Here is a 16,506-nt window from a genome sequence, read left to right as displayed (position 1 = left end):
TCAAATAATCCCCTTGCCTTTCGTATTTGCCGCCCAGTTCCTCAAATAATGATTTTGCCATTGTCTGTTACCTCCACATTCTTTTTTATTTTGAATGTCCGCAAAATCCGTCCTACATCGCTCGGTCGCCACGGGCAGTCGAGATCGGAGGATGCGGCAAGTTTGTTCTGGACATTCGTACCGGCTCCCATCTTCTGCGTACTGCCCATCAGGATGCGGACATCCCCTCGGCGTACCTTCTTGAACAGCTCCAGCTTCTTTGCTTCGGTATCCGCTTCGTGGATGAACTTTATCTCATCGGCGGGTACGCCACGGGCAATCAGCTTCTGTCGAATGTCGTCATAGACATTGAAGGAGCCGTCGTTTTTCGGCGTAGACAGGTCGCAGAAAAATAGCTGGGTCAACCGCTTCTCACTGCCACGCTCCCAAGTTTCAAACATAGCGTCCACGCAGGCGTTGAGCTTGCTGTCCTCAAAATCAGGGAGCAACGGATTGATAAGCCGCTGATCAAGAGCCAGCTTTCTGCCGTCGTTGGTGATCTTGAGCATATTATCTTCCTTGGCATCAACCATACCGTTTCGTACCCTTTCGGCTCTCTCCGCAAGCTCGGCTACCATCTGCTTTTGGATTTCAGAGGGCTTCACCGAGATATTGTGAAAGACCGCTTTCGGCACTGGCAGGTCAAGCATATCCGCTGTTTTGATGTCTGCGATTTCCTTAAACATCGCCATCAGCTCCGGTAAATTGTAGAAGCGGGCAAAGCGTGTTTTAGCTCGGTATCCCGTTCCTTCGGGGTCGAGTTTGTCAAGATACTTTTTGTGGATTTTCTAAATTAAACGATTTGTCCGTAAAGAAATCGCCCAAAACCTCGTGCTTGCAGATGTCTTGAAACACCGTATTCAAAGGCTTTTTGGCATTTTCAGACTGCTTTACATTTACGATGAATGTTGTCTTTCCAATGCGTTGTGAATAAGAATGTTTCTGTTCTTTCATATAGTCCGTTCCTCTCTTTCATAAAATTTTGATTGATGGGTATTCACATTAGAACACCCATCAACCGCAGATTTTCAATATATCAACAAGTCATTAAGTCGTGAGTATAATGGAAAAGGTTATCTTTCCATACCACGCTTGTTTCTTCGAGCCTTGATACGCTCCTGTCGTTCTTTTTCCCTTGCTTCTTTTTCGGCTCGTTCCTGCGCTTCCTTAAAAGAAAAAAGTTGCTTCACTTTCTCGGTAAAAAGTTTAGCAACTTCGGGGAAATGCTCCAACGCTTGAAGAAAAGGTCTGCACTTTTCTTTCAGTTCGTCGTATTTGGTTTTCATTCTTTCAAGTGCGTTTGCACTGTCAAAATATTTCTGTCGGTAATAGTTTGCACTCTGTTCTAATTCGCTGATTTCCGCACGACTGGTAATGCCCTCTTTAGCAAGGGCAGTAAGCTCAGAATAATCCTCTTTGGAGATTGCCATTTTACCCGTGATTGTTTTCTGCCCCATACGGTCAATCTCGTTATAGGTTTTGGAAACATTACGGGCAGGCTCATACTTTATCTGTTCACGCTGAATACGCTTCTGCAACTTCTCTAATCGTTCCTTGTCCTGCTTGATTTGATATTGTAGGGAAGTAAGATGTTCCGCTGTACTTCCGTATTCGCCACGCTGAAAGCCTTTGAAGCCTTGCTCCGTCATATGGTTAAACAATTCATCTTGCAGAATACTGTATGAAGCTCGGAACATCGGTTTTCCGTTCTTTCTGAGAAGCGGATTGCCTTTTTCGTCGGTCAGCGGAATATCCGATTTCCATTTCTTTGAATGGCTGATTTGATGAACAACTTCCTTAACCGTTCCTCGCAGTTTTTCATCTTTGCAACGCTTGCTCCATAGGATTTCTTTCTCCACCACAGGCAAAACCATAGCGTGAAGATGATAGTGGTAAACCTCTTTTCCAAGTTCCTCGGTTGCTGCTACATTGATTTCATCAGCGTGCATAACAGCCGATATGACATTATCAGCACCGAATTTTTCCTCGATAAAATGGAATGCTTCTTCGTAAAACTGCTTTGCATATTCGTAGCCGCCGTTACGCTCGAAGTACATTGTGTTCACATCAATCACAATCTCATTGAACAGCGATGCGTCTTTCCTCAGCCCTCGAAGCGACACCATACCGTCAGTTTCCATCTGCTTTAATTGTTCCATATAGGTCGGGGCAAAAGGCTTTTTGAAATGCACATTATAGGGTATGCGTTCCTCAATCACATTCATATTTTCATAGGTTTCATTCTTGCGTTCGTTGTGCCTTTCTGCCTTGCTCACATCAGAAGCGGTGTACTTTTTAACCCTTGCACAACTCATATCCGCCTTGTTGTTTTTCGCCATTTTTGCTCTCCTTTCTCGGCAGGGCGAAGCCATTACACAACATTCTTTGAATGTGTGTAACCCACTATGACACTTTCAGACTTCGTCTGCAAAGATGTCGTGGGCAAGGGTGTTCCCCCTTGACCTCCTTTGATACCTCAATCATAAAAACAGACTGTCCTATCAGCAGACAGCCTGCATTTATTCTCTCGGTATATCGCCCATCGGTAAAGACCAGTACCACAGAAAACCTTTCTTTCGGGAGATAACTCCTGCGTTCTTCTTTGCCTTTTTGATGGTCGATTTTCTGAACCCTGCGGCTTCAAGTTTTTCTTCACAATCCGAAGAAAGCATTTCTCCGTCTTTCAGCATTTCCATCAGAAATGCTTTCGCCTTGACTTCCTTATCATTTGGTCTGCCGATTTTCGGTACAAGGGACTGGAACGCTTCTGCCGCTGTCATTTCCATTTCGGAAATGAAGTCCACACCTTTCTCCGACACCTCAAACAGAATGGCAGAGCCTGTTGGGGCAAGGTTGGATTTTACCTGCACCAAATATCTTTCCGTAGGTACTTCCTTGTTCGGTGTGCGTGTGATTGCAAGAATACTTCTTGCAGCACCCGCAATGTCAATCGAACCGTTGGTACGGTACAGAGGATTGGTATCCCTCATCTTGTTCATATGAGCGATAATCACAATCGCACAGCCTGTATCTTTCGCAACCGCTATCAGATGATTAAACTCGGCTCTTGTTTCGTTGGCATTGTTCATCGAACAACTTTCTCCGATATAGGAACTCATCGGGTCAAGAATTAAAAGTTTTGCGTGGTACATCTCAATCGCTTCACGAATACGGTTATCCCCAAAGGACAAAGATTTTTCATCTTCCTTGATGAAGATGAGGTTTTCTCCGTTCCCACCAGCCGAATTGAAGCGAGGGACTACCGTATCATCGGCGTCATCTTCCGTTGTCTGATAGATGATAGTCATAGGCTCGTTTTCTTCCGTTTCGGTAAAGGGCAGAGGTTCGCCCTTTGAGAGCAGGGCGGCAATGGAAAGCATTAGCTTGCTTTTTCCATCGCCGGGATCGCCCTGCAACAGCGTAACCTTGCCAACCGGAATATATGGATACCATAGCCATTTCACTTCTTTCGGCTCGATTTCACTCGCCTTGACAACTTCAAGAGGCACGCTGACAGTCATTTCATTTTCAATCATTTTTCTTTGTTCTCCTTTTCGATAAATATTTCGGGCAAAGCACCACAATACAGCGGAAACTCTGCTTACAGTCATTCCTGCATTTTCTGTAAAGCTCGTTGTAGGTAATGCGGTTTCTGTCATTCAGAAACAATGCCCATTCTTTTTTCCGTTTTTTGCTCATTCTTGGCATATCAATCCACCTTTCTGTCTGAAAATAAAAACCACAGGAAAGATACATTAAGCTTTGTTTGTGTCATTTTTCGGGGCGAAAAACGGGGTAAATATCCCTTTCTAAGCCTTTCAAAAAATCACATAAGATATTTGCACTAACCTGTGGTTATGTATTGAATTGTGGGTTTTGGGTAACAAAAAACACCGTATTGCTACGATGTTTTTTGTTGTTCATATTCTATTTTTGATACTGATAAACTGGAATTTGTCAAAGAGGATTATTCCAATATTCCACAGTATTTCTATTTACATCATAAAAAGTAATATTACCCGCATTTATAGGCAAGACAATCGCAAAAGGTTTATTGCTGTCAATATCAACCACTTGAATTGTGTTGCCATCATCTATTTCAAGTTGTTGCACCTGCTGTTGATTCATAGAAATAAATGCTCGTTCATTATATCCCTCTACAGTAAACTCCACAATTCCTTTTTGAATCCCCGAAAGAGTTCCACCTCCACGGAAAAAATATCCGAAGGAAAGTCCTGGACGATTGACATAGACGGAAAAAGTGTGGTCGCTCATGTCTTGAGAATAAGAAATATAAGCAGCCATCGTGTTAGAAACGCTTCCATCAAGCGTCCAATCATCTTTAATCTTCTGCGATGAACGAATATCCGTTTCCAAATTGGTCGAAGTCATACCGATGTTATTGTTTGCATAAAGAAATCCAACGAATAAAATGCAAACTAAAACAATCCCTATCACAATTTTAAGAAATCTCTTTTTCATGCTATCAAAACTCCTTGCCAAATTCTCATTTGTCGCTCATAAGCAAAAGCATTATACCACATCTTTACGAATTTTTCTACCACTTCGACTATACTCACGACTTAATGACTTCTTGAATACTTGCCGAAAAAGAAAAACTGCCATCGACTGACAGCAGTTTTCTTTCGGTTGGTACTCCGTTAGGAATACACAATGTCATTCAATACAATCTCGTCTGCACAGGCTCGAATGTTATTCATCTTTCCAACCCAGCGGAGCATATCCCTTGCTTTCAGTTCTTCTGTTACACCTTGCTTTCTTGCCATTTCCTTTATCAGATATTCCGCCATATCACGAGCCGAAGTATCGATTTCAGCAAGGTGTTCATATAACTTTCCGCTTGTCAGCAGAGTGTAATACATAAGCCGCTTATGTTCTCTCAAATATCGTTCTCGTAACCGCCCATATTTTGAAAGCGTGGGACTTTCCTCTACTGTCAAGCAGGGATAGTAGTAATCTCCGATGAGTTCGTATCTGATACCTGTTCTTTCGTCTGTAATAAATCTTTGCATAAAGTTTTCTCCTTTTGCTTCTTGTGGTAAAACTCCAAGGTTTTCTTATTGTGATTTATCTTTTTACATTCCTCGGAGCAGAATTTCTGCTGACTGTGTGTAGGCCAGTAGGCACTGCCACACACAGCACATACACGCTGACGATAATAGTGATCGCCTTTTTCCGCTTCTCTGTCGGCTTTCGTTTTATCCTGCCTTGCTTGATAGCAACACTTCTTTGAGCAGAAAACCTGTCGGTTGCTTGTAGGGGTAAACTCTGTCTGACAATGGGGACATACCTTTGTTTTGACGATTTCGCCACCGTTTTCAGCAAGTTTTTTCGCCTTTCGCTTCTCTCGATAGGCTTTTTCACGCTGACGCTGTTTCTCCAATCGCTTCTTTTCTTCCTGTTCTTCCTGCTCTTTTATCTCGGCAAGTTCTTCCTCGGTGTAGGCAATATCGACCTGTCCGACATAATTGAAATAAATGTCAACCTTTTGCGTTCTTGCTTTACCTACACCCTCGGATTCATACACCACAATCTTGTCAATGAGTTCGGTAAACATCAAATCGGAAACTTCCGTAGGATTTTTATACTTGCGTATCAGCGAAACAAAATGCTGAATATCCATAGTGCTGTCTTTTTCTTCGGAAAGTTCCTTTTTCATCGTTTCCATTTTCGCTTCCAATTCAGCCTGTTCATCGTCATACTGTTTCATCAGTTGCTTGTATTGTCTTTCGGGTAGCAATCCCGATATAAGATTTTCATACAAGCCACGAATGAGCGTAGAGAGTTCGTCATAGCGTTTCTGACAGCGTTTCAACTCCGATTGATTGTGCTTCGGCTTTTCCTCCTGCTTGTCTTTCCAAAGGGATTGCAGTTCCAAAGCAAAGGCTTTTTCGTCATTCAGAACGAATTTTGAAAAGCGTTTAACTGCCGATAATATCAAGGCTTCAACATTATCAGCACTAATCGTATGGGAAGTACAGAAATTAACCCTGCTTGCATACCCGCCGCAACGGTAAGAATACTGAACAGAACCGTCTTTTTTGCTGTAATGCGTTTGCAAAGTCATTCTCCTGCCACAGTCGGCACAATATAGATAACCGCTCAATCGGTTGCTGTGCGTTCCTCTTGCCGCAGCTCTGTTCGCTCGTTTCTTTCGCTTCTGAACGCTGTCCCAAAGTTCCTGCGATATGATAGGCTCGTGGGTGTTATAAAACACATACTGCTCATCTTCATCGGTAGTCTTTCTCTTATGCAGTTTGAAATTGGTGCTGACCGACTTTCTCAAAACAGTATGCCCAAGATATTCCTGTCTGCTTAAAATCGTTCTAATGGCAGATATGCCCCAAATATAAGGGTCTGCAAACTTAATCCCGTTGTACTGTTCTGGGTGATATTCCTTTGCATATGCGGCAGGAATTAAAACCTTTTCTTCGGTCAGTATTTCCGCTATGGCTCGTGGACTTTTGCCCTCATTGGCAAGCAGAAAGATACGCTTTACCACCTCAGAAGCCACAGGGTCAACAACAAGCGTCTGCTTATCGCTCGGCAATCGGTTATATCCATAAGGGATTGAACCGCTACAACGCTTTCCGTCTTTCATTCGGGCATCAAATACAGCCTTGATTTTATTGCTCGTGTCTTTGGCATAAAATTCGTTCATAATATTCAAAAACGGAGCAAAATCATTATCCGAAGCGTTGTTGCTGTCAATGCTGTTGTTGATTGCAAGGAAACGGACATCTTTCTGCGGAAACAAAATTTCCGTATAAAAGCCGACTTGCAGATAGTTTCGTCCTAATCGGCTCATATCCTTAACAATCAATGTTCCGACATTGCCTGTTTCAATTTCCTTAATCAACGCTTGAAAGCCGGGGCGATTGAAATTTACACCCGAAAAACCATCGTCAGTAAAATGGCGGATATTCTCAAAGCCATTCCTACGGGCATAATCTTCGAGGTATTTTTTCTGATTGGTAATGGAATTACTCTCGCCATTCAGGTCATCATCTCTTGATAATCTCTCATAAAGTGCTGTAATTTTTGAAGTCCTTGACATTCTCTTAACCTCCTTTCATATGTATTTTTCAATTTAGGACAGCTAATTTTATCGTCCTATTAAAGTATAGCCCTCGGGTGTAAGTTCTACTGCCGTAATGGTTTCTCCGAAAGTGGAAGCCCAGGCATCGAAGTGCTGCAAGTTGTTCTGAACAAGGGTATTGTACTGCAAGTACCGCTGTATGGTGTAAAGCTCGACCATCGAATTGGAGATCGGCGTTCCTGTCGCAAACACTGTCCCACGCCCTCCGGTCAGTTCGTCCAAATACCTGCATTTCATAAAAAGGTCACTGGACTTCATTGCTTCGGTTTGAGCAATGCCGCCTACATTCCTCATTTTTGTAAAGAGAAACAGGTTCTTGTAGTAGTGACTTTCATCGATAAAGAGTCTATCAACACCCAACTCCTCAAAGGTCACTGTATCGTCCTTTTTAGACTGGTCGTTGAGCTTGTCGAGCTTCTGCTTGACAGATTTCTTTGTGCGTTCCAGTTGTTTTACGGAGAAGTTATCTCCACGGTTCTTTTTCAGTTCCGTAATGCCCTCCGTAACTTCATCAAGCTGCTGTTCGAGGATTGCCCGCTGCCGTTCAATGGACATCGGTATTTTCTCGAACTGCGAATGCCCGATAATGATGGCATCGTAATCGCCGGTGGCAATTCTGCCGCAGAACTTTTTGCGGTTCTTGGTTTCAAAGTCTTTCTTCGTTGCCACCAAAATGTTGGCTGAGGGATAGAGCTGTAAGAACTCCGATGCCCACTGCTCAGTGAGGTGGTTGGGTACGACAAACAGGGATTTACTGCACAATCCAAGCCGTTTGGACTCCATCGCCGCCGAAACCATCTCGAAGGTTTTCCCTGCGCCCACGGCGTGTGCAAGCAGCGTATTCCCGCCGTATAGGATGTGCGCCACCGCATTTCTTTGGTGTTCCCGAAGCTCGATTTCCGGGTTCATACCGCTGAAAACGATGTGGCTTCCATCGTACTCACGGGGACGCAGGCTGTTGAATTTATCGTTGTAAAGGCGGCAGAGCCGTTCTCTGCGCTCAGGGTCAGACCAGACCCAATCCTGAAAGCCCTGCTTGATCAGCTCCTGCTTTGCCTGTGCGATTGCCGTTTCCTTCTTGTTCAGAATGGCTTTCTTTTTGCCGTCTGCGTCCTCTACATAGTCGAAGATGCGGACATCTTTAAGGTTCAGTGTTTCCTCAATGATTTTGTAGGCGTTGATGCGCCCCGTACCGTAGGTACTGTATGCCTTCACATTGCTGCGGTCATAGGACTTGCCCTCAATATTCCACTCGCCGGTGTAGGCAGAGAAATGAACCTTGATGTTCCACTGTGCGTACCTCGGTGTTCCCAAGAACTCAAACATAAACTGTTCGACAATTTCGGTCGGCAGCCAAGTAGCACCAAGCCGAACGGCAATCTCGCTGGCGGTCAGGTCTTTGGGCTGCACCCGTTCCAGTGCTTCCACATTGACGGTGTAATCTTCGGGATAAAGCTCCGCCGACTTTCGGGCGAGTACCAGCTTTTCCCGGACATTGCCGGAGAGGTATTCGTCTGCCATCAGGTACTTTGCCTGCGTGGAATTGCCGTACCCGTGCATCGGGTTCAGAAAGATAACGCCCTTTAAGTCCGCAAAGATTTCTTCCTCGGTCTTGCCGGTCAGCTCGCACATATAATCCATATCCACACGAGCTTTTTCACCCATAGAAACGGCAAGTGCTTCGCTGGCGGTATCTACGGAAGTGACCGGGGTGTGTGGCTTGATGGTTCGCTTGTAGAAAATATCCGCCTTGCGTTCGAGCTGCCCCTCATCGCCCAAGACCTCAAGAGCCGAGAGCAGAGAAAAGGAGCTGTCCTGTGAAAAGGCGGAGATGTTGGCACGGCTGTTGATAAGTCCGTACTGCTTGGAAAAGGCATCATAAAGAGCATTTAATCGCTCCTGCTCCGCTTTAATTTCCGAGTCGGGGTAATCCTCCGTCTGCAATTCAATCAGCTTTCTAACCGAATCACGGATGCAGATCATACCCTTTATGCGGTTCTCTGCGGTAGCGGATACCTCCACCGGAGCCATACGGCTGTTTTCTCGGAAGTAGATTTTATCGTCCAGCACCGTATAGGAGAAGTTGCGAACGGTGGGATCTGCGGGAATGGAATTGTCCTCCTCTGCAAGCTCATCCTCCACCTCATATGCGGTCAGCTCACCGTGAATATTGGAGACGGCTTCGCCGAGTTGCTCGGCAAGGTCTGCCCCCTCGTAAGGGACGCAGGTGGCTTCGGGACCGAAACGCCCCGATACCATTTTCATCTCTCCGAGTATCATTTCGGGATGCTCAACAAAGTACCTGTTCATCAGGATACCGTTTTCATCCGTGCCGAGCTGTACCCAATCCGGCTCTATATCCACAATGCGGTCACGCTTTTGCAGAATAAGAATGTCCGAAACGACCTCCGTTCCGGCGTTACCCTTAAAGGTGTTGTTCGGCAAACGGATAGCACCAAGCAGGTCGGCTCGCTGAGCAATATACTTTCGGACAGCGGAGTTTTCCTTATCCATCGTTCCCTTGCTGGTGATGAGCGCCATTACGCCGCCCGGACGGAGCTTGTCCAAGGATTTGGCGAAGAAGTAGTCGTGGACGAGAAACTTGTGCTTGTCGTAACGCTTGTCAGGAACCTTGAAATCCCCGAAGGGGACATTCCCCACAACGGCATCAAAGAAGCTGTCGGGGAGGTTGGTTTCCTCAAAGCCCTGTGCGGCGATAGAGGTCTTTTGATATAACTGCTGTGCGATGTCGGCAGAAATTGTGTCCAGTTCTACACCGTAAATCTTGCTTTCCTTCATTTCTTCGGGAAGCATACCGATAAAATGCCCGATGCCGCAGGACGGTTCCAAGATGTTGCCCTCACGGAAGCCAAGCTGTTTCATCACCTTATACACGGCATTGATAACCGTTGGCGGCGTGTAGAAAGCGGTCAGAGTGCTTTCTCTTGCGGAAGCGTATTCCTCCGGTGACAGGATGTTTTTAAGCATACCGTATTCGGTTCGCCAAGAGTCTGCCCGTTCGTCAAAGGCTTCGGGAATACCGCCCCAGCCCACATACTTGGAAAGGATGATCTGCTCGTCGGGCGTGGCAAAGCGGTTTTCCTCCTGGCACTTTCTCAGCGTTATAATTGCCGCATAGTTGCGGTGGAAGCGTTCTTTCTTGTTGACCTCCTCGACCTCGTGAGAAGCAAGGTCAAAGGTGTGGCGGTCTGCCATCGGGATTTCGGGGTGAATATCAAAGGTCTGCACCCGGCTTTTCTTCGGATGCTCCCAAACAGGGGTAAGAGGTGCTTCCACCTGTGCAAGTTCTTCCTCGGAGAGATAAACAAGGTCGTCAAAGGACAATGCTTGCAGTCCTTTTTCGGTCAGTTCTTCAATGGACGAATACTGCACACTGCGGACGACCTTGCCGTCTGCAAGAGTTTCAATGCGGAAATCCACAAGATTGACCCTTGCCTGTATTTCGTGCTTGTCATCCTCTGTGGTGGTATAGGCGATCTCAACATTGGAAGGGTCGGAATAATCCGCACCGACCTCACGCTGATACTCCTCACGGCAAAAATCATCAATGAGATGCTTCGCCTTGTCCAGAGGGTTTTCCGGCAAATACGGGCTGCCGATGATCTCAAAGCCCTTGGGCGGTGGGTCAAGCTGGGTGATAAAACCGTGCGGAATGGTGTTGCCGTCCTTGTCCTTATACAGAACAATACTCATCGGTACACCGTAGTAGTTTTCCTCCTTGATGTCCTTCTCGAACTGATAAGGACTGGTGTACTCGATGCTTTCACCGACCTTGCCGTCCGTGCCGAGATAGTCGATCCTGCCGATAGGTTTGGACTCGATGGGCGCTTCCTTCGTGGTGGAAACCACGGTGCGGGTAATGCGTTTACCGTCCTCCAAAGCGTTGACCTCTACATCGTACCCTCTGTCGGTCAGCATTGTAAGGTAGGTTTCCAAGCGGTGCTGCGGAAATCCCACCATAGGGACACGGGTGTTATGACCACTGGCACGAGTAGTCTGTGTCAGCTCAAGAGCAGTCCCGACGACCTCTGCGTCATCAGCATAGGCTTCAAAGAAGTCGCCCACCTGATAGAGCAAAAGGCTACTCGGATTGTCTGCTTTGGTTTTAAGATACGCCTGATAGAACTCTGGCAAAGCAGCATCCTTTGGCTTTTCTCTTTCTGCCGCCTGTCTGATACGCTCCACAACGCTCTGCGGCAAGTCCTGCACATAGAAGGTGATCTCTCCTTCGGGGGAGATGTGGGCAATGTTCTGATAGTCTCCATTGACCTCCACGGCACGGTTCCAAACGGTCAGTCCGTTGCCGAGATAGCCCATCCCGATGTCGAACTCAACCGCCTTTTCTTCGCGATATTTTTCTACTACCTTCAAATGGTCATTCAGCGGGTTCTCCTGCACCTTGCTGTCGAACTCAGCTCTCGTCATTTCCTTGTTGAAAAGCGGAAACTGCGTATCATAGAGCATCACACGCTCGTCATCAAAGGACAGGATTTCATATTCGTTTGCGCCGAGATAGACGGTGCTGCCGAGATGGTACTCATATTGCTCATTTTTTGCCTCTGCCTTTTCTGAATGTGCAGTAGACAAGATTTCTCTGTTCCTTCGTTCCTCGGCAAGCTCTGCACGGCGTTCTTCCTGCCTTTGCAGCCACTCAGGGTACTGTGCCTTTTCCTTGGGGTTCAAGTAACGGTCGAGTTTTATCAGCTCGGCAATGCGCTTCTCCACCTGACTCCATTTCAGGTCGATATGAGGTTTATCGCTTCCGATGCCTTTAGAAATACGGATGCCCTTGCCGTCGTGCTGTTCGTCAATTCCTGCGCCGGTGATAGCGGGATAAACGCCGCCCCAGCCGTATTCATTTTTCAAAAAATCTGCGTTTTCCTTTGCAGACAGGCTCTTTTGGAACTGCTCATAGATTCGCATTTTCCCCTCAGAGATGCCGCTGCCACGGGTGAGAACAGCGTCGATGATCTCCTGAGAAAAAGTAAAAGCAGAGGTTTTTTGTTCCTCTGCTCCTTCCATCATTAAGCTCATCTGCCCATTAATGGACGGCAACGGCTTCATCGTGTCCTGCAACTCCCCAAGCAGCCGCATCGCTTCAAAGTGCTGGGCAATCACGCCCCAATCATAGAAGCTCTGAGCCGTGCGGGAGAGATAGCTGCCCTCCCAAAGCTGCAACACATTCTGATAGGTCTTGTAGCCCACACGCCGCCCATCGCTCAGAATGACCTCGGTATAGTCGTTGTTGAAAATGCGCTTGATATAAGAAATACGGGCGTTCTCATCAGCGGTAGCTTCAAAGAATGCCCGTATCTCGCCTTTGCTTGCTTTCAGGTGCGGCGTGGTGCCGAGGATCTCACGAACGGTGTCGTCGCCGCCAAAGAAAGGCAGGCTTTTATCCTCGTGACTTCGGTCGTAATAGTCTAAGCGAAGATTACCTCCGCCATCACGATCTCCTGAACCCGGCTCCGGATACTGTTCATCTTCCGAACCCAGCTCATCATATCCGTCGCTTTCAGATTCTCCGTCACGCCCTCTGACGCTGCCATCTGCTCCGTCAGCTTCTGTTCCAGCTCGTTCGCTCTGCGCTCCGTGTCGTTCAGATGCTCGTTCAGGGCGCAGCTCGTCAGCAGGTTGTAGTAGCGTACCTTGTGATGCTCCTTCAGGAACTTCTTCCGCATCCGGGCGTACCTGCCCATCGACAGCTCCGGCTGCTCCGGCATTGTCAGATCGGGGAGCAGATAATCCCCCTGCATCGTGTAAGTGATCTCGTTCATCGTCAGGACTCCTTTCGGTTTTTTCTTTGCCTACATTGTAATCGGCTTTGGTTTTCTCTGCAATTATGCGATTTTGACGGTCGAGGGCAAGAATGGTACGGGAAATCTCCGCAAGTCCCATCTCCGCAATATCGCTGGTGGCATAGCCGAGGGCGTTCAGCGTGGCAGGCGTCGTAAAATTCACCACATCCCGAAGATCATCGGGTTCAAAGTATTCTCCGGCTTCAATGCCCAGGCGGGTCATCGTCATATAGGCGACGCTATTTCGCACCGCCGTTTTGAAAATGTGGGTGATTTCTTCTTCGGATACGCCGTCTAAGAAGCTGTCTTTCACGCTGTAAAGAAGGTCGGTAAGATAGTCGGGGATGTTGTCCTCTACGGCATTTCTTGCCGCCGACTCGATGGCAACGGCAAGGGTTTCCTTGTCGTTCAACTCTCCGAAGGTGCTTTCCAGCGTGTCGATCACTTCTGCCGTGTATTCGTCCCGCATTTGCCAAATGGGAACTCTGCGGGAAAAGCGGCTGGGATGCGTGTCGGAAATATCGAAGTAGTGGACAAGCCGCTGGCGGCGTTGGTCGGCATCCTCAAAGACGGCAATGCCGTGCGCTCCACGGTTGACCCAACGCCCGAATTTTTTATTCCAGTCGTCGATCTGAAGAACGGCGGTGGCATCCGGTCGCTGTGCGTGAACCAAAAGCTGCTCGTCAAAGCGCAGACGGTAGTTGTAGCAGGCAGAGCGGAGAAACGCTTCCCAGCTTGCGGGGCTTGCAACGACCGTTTTACAGGTTCGGTTATACAGCTCCGAGATGAAGTCATATTTTCGTGCCATCGGCGGACACCTCCTTATCGTTCATAGTCTTTGGGCTTGATGGGTTTTCCGTTCTCATCATAGCTCTTGGGTTTGGCGGCAATGGAGTCCCACCGGATCATAGAACCGGCGAGCATTGCCTGCTCCTGCGCCTTGCTGACACCCAGCTTTTCATTGAACTTGTCTTTGATTGCTTCGTTCTCCGCACGGTTCCCGTCGTTAAAACTTGTAGCGGTGTAGCCCTTTTGCCAGCGGGCGATTTGAATGACCTCGCCGGTTGACGGGAGTATGGAATAGCACATCGGAGGCAAGGGCGGCTCCATTGGAGCGTAGGTACAGCCGCCTTGCTCCATACGCTCGGCAAACTCGCAAATGTGAAAGAGATTGCGCCCAACCTCTGTGTGATAGTTGTCAATATAGCGGCAGGGATAGCTTTCCGTCTTACCGTCACGGTCGGTCACAATGATGCGCTCTCCGTCCGGGATACGGAACAACTCTTTATAGTGGCTGTCAATAAAGCGAATGTCCCGGTTGGCTTCTTCGATGTGCTTGTCCAGCCATTCCTTTACATAGCAGAGGCAGTAGAAGTTATAGTCGCCCCTCGTTGGATTACAGCGAAGCACGAACGCATATTTCTCGGTATCTGCTCGGAAGCCGAACTCAGTGGTATAAGCACCCTGCATTTCGCTTTCCTTGTTCTCACGCCCATAACGCACCATCTGAGAACGGCTTTGAAGCAGTCCGTACTCCTCGGAGCGCAGGGCGTTGATTACATCGTCCAAGTCCCGCTTGAACTCATCGCTTTTCCATTGCGGTCGGGTATCAAACCAAGTGGTATAAAACTGATCGCCGCTTGAGCCGAAGTCCCCACGCAGATAACCGATATTGCCTGTCTGCCCTTGAAGCTGCGAGCTTTGAGTGTAGGTGTACTTGCGTTCGGGGACGGTCAGCGGTCGCAGTGTAAAATCTGTCATTATCTTGCGCCCCTTTCTTGCGGTGTTCGTTGTTTCGGGATGTCAAAGCCGTAAACGGCGGCGATCTCATCCCCAAGTCGCCGGGTCAGCCGGGTAATATCGGCTCGTGTGGCTTTGCCGTGATAGATTTTATCTCTCAGGTTTTCCATCTGTGTCTCGGAAACGCCTTCCTTAAACACTCGGTAGAGATAGTGATTTGTGCCGTCGTGGTGGGCGGCATCGGCACGAAGATCGCCGTACTTATCTTATCTACATACCATTCGGTATAGTCGGTGTCGGCATACAGACAATCTCGGATGTTGCCGGAGGGGATGTCCTTGTAGCCCATCACTCTGCCGTTCCATCTGCCTATGTCGCCAATGACAATGATTGGCTGGGAAAGCTGAACATTCAGGTTGACTCGCTCATCGGAGAGGTAGTCGTAATTGGTTTCCTCCATCCACTCATAGAGTGCCTGCTCATCATTCGGATCGTCGTCCAGTTCATTAGCTTCAAGAAACTCCTTGTAGTCCTCTCGCCAGTCGTCCACATCAAGGCTCCGGTTGCTCCAAATGATGTGGCGGTCATTCGGTCGTGTCGCTTGGCTCATCTGTTCCACCTCCCAAGTAAGAGAAAAGGCGGTTCTTTGCGACCTGCTCCTGAAGCTCGGTGATGACCGTCATATCCGGCACGGTCACATCGGGGATTTTCAGGATCGTCGGCAAGGTCAGCGCCTTCAAATCCTTTTCGGTTTTGCAGCCTGCGTCAAAGAGCTTTGCCAGCACCTTCATTTTCTGCTGCAAGCCCTGTTCGGCTGCGGTTTTCTTTGTTGCCATAGAAATCTGCCTCCTTATCGCTCGTGGTCTTTTCCTTGAATTGTGCGGCTAAAAGCAGCCGCTTTTTCTTTTGCCCAATCAGGCATACGCTCCGGCTTTACTTCACCCAGCACATCCATACGCTCATAGCGGGTATCCTTACCGTCATAGAGGTTTCTGCAAAACACAGCGCTGCCACGGGCATTTGCCGAAGCACCAAAACCGCCGGTCACATAATAGAGTTGCCGGTCAGCTCGTTGGTACTCCGGCTTGAGGATTGCCGGGTTGATGGCGATGATTTTGCCGTTGATGTCGTTCTTATAGTGGTCGGGGATGCAGTCCGCTTGGGTGATTACCGTCACGGGAATATCCAGCTTTTCAACCTCTTCCCGAAACCTCTCGGCGTCTTGCTTGATGCGCTCTGCAAAGAACAGCGCTGCATCAATGTAGTCGTCGCCAACGGCACATTCGGTAAACTTCTCAAAGATGTCGTTGCGCTCTCCGTAGCAGCAGAGGAAGCGTTCTCCATTGCTATCCTGCTCATTCTCGGCAAGGATGATTTCACGGGCGCCGATATTCACGGCGCAGAGGACGGTGTAATCACCGACCTTTCTCTTTTCATTTTCCATAGCCGTCACCTCAAAGAATGCCGATGATGATAATCATATCATCCTGCTCGGCGTTGCGGGAGTATTCCGGAAAAAGCGACTGCACACGCTGCCTTGCCCTGCGGATGGTTTCAAAGCACGGCAGTCCGTAGACTTTGTAGTTGAATGCAAGGTCATTGAGAGGCAGTTCGCCGGCTCTGAGATAAGTCGCATAGCGGTTGTAGTAGTGCATAATAAGGATCATATCGTCGAACCTTGCTCTCGGACAGTCCTTCAAGATAGAAAGCACCCGGCTTTCCACCGTTTTCTGTTGATTCATTGAATCCCTCCTTCGGGCAGTAGAAAAGGGGCGGAGTTTTGCTCCG

General features: G+C 47.9%; 13 protein-coding genes and 2 pseudogenes. All 15 read right to left on the bottom strand.

The genetic code is table 11. From position 1 onward, the window contains the following. A pseudogene (locus tag IAG03_RS10200) lies at positions 1-61 on the bottom strand (TnpV protein); the annotation flags it as partial. After that, positions 42-803: pseudogene (locus IAG03_RS10195) on the bottom strand (DNA methylase); the annotation flags it as partial. The pseudogenes IAG03_RS10200 and IAG03_RS10195, both read right to left, overlap by 20 nt. Position 804: 1 nt before the next feature. Then, positions 805-993, bottom strand: a complete 189-nt coding sequence (locus tag IAG03_RS10190) for a transposon-encoded TnpW family protein (protein ID WP_249319931.1) — start codon at positions 991-993, stop codon at positions 805-807. A 119-nt stretch (positions 994-1,112) separates the two neighbouring features. Next, positions 1,113-2,378: a plasmid recombination protein gene (locus IAG03_RS10185; RefSeq protein WP_249319930.1), complete on the bottom strand. Its 1,266-nt coding sequence runs from the start codon at positions 2,376-2,378 to the stop codon at positions 1,113-1,115. Positions 2,379-2,558: 180 nt separating this feature from the next. After that, positions 2,559-3,575 (bottom strand): AAA family ATPase, encoded by a 1,017-nt coding sequence (locus IAG03_RS10180; protein ID WP_221710495.1) that lies wholly within the window; start codon positions 3,573-3,575, stop codon positions 2,559-2,561. Continuing rightward, complete coding sequence (locus tag IAG03_RS10175) at positions 3,568-3,747, bottom strand: hypothetical protein (RefSeq protein ID WP_221710494.1); 180 nt, start codon at positions 3,745-3,747, stop codon at positions 3,568-3,570. Before IAG03_RS10175 ends, IAG03_RS10180 begins: the two co-directional genes overlap by 8 nt. A gap of 249 nt (positions 3,748-3,996) precedes the next feature. Next, a complete protein-coding gene (locus IAG03_RS10170; protein ID WP_117816167.1) occupies positions 3,997-4,521 on the bottom strand; it encodes a hypothetical protein in 525 nt (174 codons plus the stop codon). Between the two features lie 179 nt (positions 4,522-4,700). Continuing rightward, positions 4,701-5,072, bottom strand: a complete 372-nt coding sequence (locus IAG03_RS10165; protein WP_023923488.1) for a TnpV protein — start codon at positions 5,070-5,072, stop codon at positions 4,701-4,703. Beyond that, a complete protein-coding gene (locus IAG03_RS10160) occupies positions 4,997-7,117 on the bottom strand; it encodes a recombinase family protein (RefSeq protein ID WP_117816168.1) in 2,121 nt (706 codons plus the stop codon). The genes IAG03_RS10165 and IAG03_RS10160 overlap by 76 nt, the downstream gene beginning before the upstream one ends. A 48-nt stretch (positions 7,118-7,165) precedes the next feature. After that, the gene (locus IAG03_RS10155) at positions 7,166-13,786 is read right to left on the bottom strand and encodes a MutS N-terminal domain-containing protein (RefSeq protein WP_430472455.1); all 6,621 of its coding nucleotides are present in this window, start codon (positions 13,784-13,786) and stop codon (positions 7,166-7,168) included. A 14-nt stretch (positions 13,787-13,800) separates the two neighbouring features. After that, the gene (locus tag IAG03_RS10135) at positions 13,801-14,739 is read right to left on the bottom strand and encodes a hypothetical protein (RefSeq protein ID WP_249319927.1); all 939 of its coding nucleotides are present in this window, start codon (positions 14,737-14,739) and stop codon (positions 13,801-13,803) included. Between the two features lie 136 nt (positions 14,740-14,875). Continuing rightward, positions 14,876-15,328, bottom strand: a complete 453-nt coding sequence (locus IAG03_RS10130; RefSeq protein ID WP_249319926.1) for a hypothetical protein — start codon at positions 15,326-15,328, stop codon at positions 14,876-14,878. Continuing rightward, positions 15,303-15,554, bottom strand: coding sequence for a hypothetical protein (locus tag IAG03_RS10125; protein WP_016565302.1), 252 nt, complete (start codon positions 15,552-15,554; stop codon positions 15,303-15,305). Before IAG03_RS10125 ends, IAG03_RS10130 begins: the two co-directional genes overlap by 26 nt. Before the next feature lie 14 nt (positions 15,555-15,568). Then, entirely contained in the window at positions 15,569-16,162 is a 594-nt protein-coding gene (locus IAG03_RS10120; protein ID WP_249319925.1) for a hypothetical protein, read from the bottom strand. Positions 16,163-16,172: 10 nt separating this feature from the next. Then, complete coding sequence (locus tag IAG03_RS10115; RefSeq protein WP_249319924.1) at positions 16,173-16,460, bottom strand: hypothetical protein; 288 nt, start codon at positions 16,458-16,460, stop codon at positions 16,173-16,175. Positions 16,461-16,506 lie beyond the last annotated feature (46 nt).

Origin of the sequence: Yeguia hominis (assembly GCF_014384705.1) — a bacterium.
In the GTDB taxonomy this organism is placed as follows: Bacteria; Bacillota; Clostridia; order Oscillospirales; family Acutalibacteraceae; genus Yeguia; species Yeguia hominis.
Note: the sequence above shows the minus strand (reverse complement) of the source record. Positions and strands in the feature narration are given on the sequence as shown.